We start from the raw sequence: 717 nt of genomic DNA on the forward strand, positions 1-717 counted from the left end.
CACATCACCTTCAGCTTTACCCCATCCACCTCCACGGACGACGGTTTCGCCCAAAACCCATGGGTCATCGGCACCGACTCCATCCTCCTCACCGCCTACACCCAGGCCTCCGACCTCAACCTCTCCGCCACCGAGATCGACTTCGGCACCCAGTTCGGGACCCCCTCCGGCATCGGCGGCACACCCGGTCCGCGCCTCCCTCGCTATCTCTACCTCTCCAACAACTCCGCCAACGCCATCACCCACACACCCGTCACCCTCGACCAGCCCTTCACACTCATAGACCGCTGCTCCACCACGCTCAACCCCCACACCCTCTGCCAGCTCGAAATTAGCTACCAATCTGCCATCGCGCCATCAGCAGACTCCACTACCCTCACTCTCGACGAAGGCCTTACTGTCCTCATCACCGGCACCACCAAGCCCCAGCCCACCGCCATTGGCCAGTCCGCCAATCCCAACCTCACCGTCACTCCCTCAACCATCATCTTCCCCACACCAGTCCTCGTCACCAGCACCTCCAGCACCACCCAGACCGTCACCCTCGGCAACACCGGCCCCATCCCCTTCCCGCTCGCCCTCACCCTCACCGGCGACTTCACCGACGCTACCGACTGCCCCGCCACCCTCACCGCCAACTCCACCTGCACCGTCGTCCTCACCTTCGCCCCATCGCAGCCCGGCATCCGCCAAGGCCTCCTCGCCATCACCACCGGA

Annotated in this window: 1 protein-coding gene; it reads left to right on the forward strand. The window is 64.6% G+C overall.

Annotation, left to right across the window (positions count from 1 at the left end; genetic code table 11):
• On the forward strand, positions 1 to 717 hold a 717-nt coding region (locus tag GSQ94_RS21725; protein ID WP_158945015.1), incomplete at both ends, for a choice-of-anchor D domain-containing protein.

Source organism: Granulicella sp. S190 (assembly GCF_009766095.1).
Lineage (GTDB): Bacteria > Acidobacteriota > Terriglobia > Terriglobales > Acidobacteriaceae > Edaphobacter.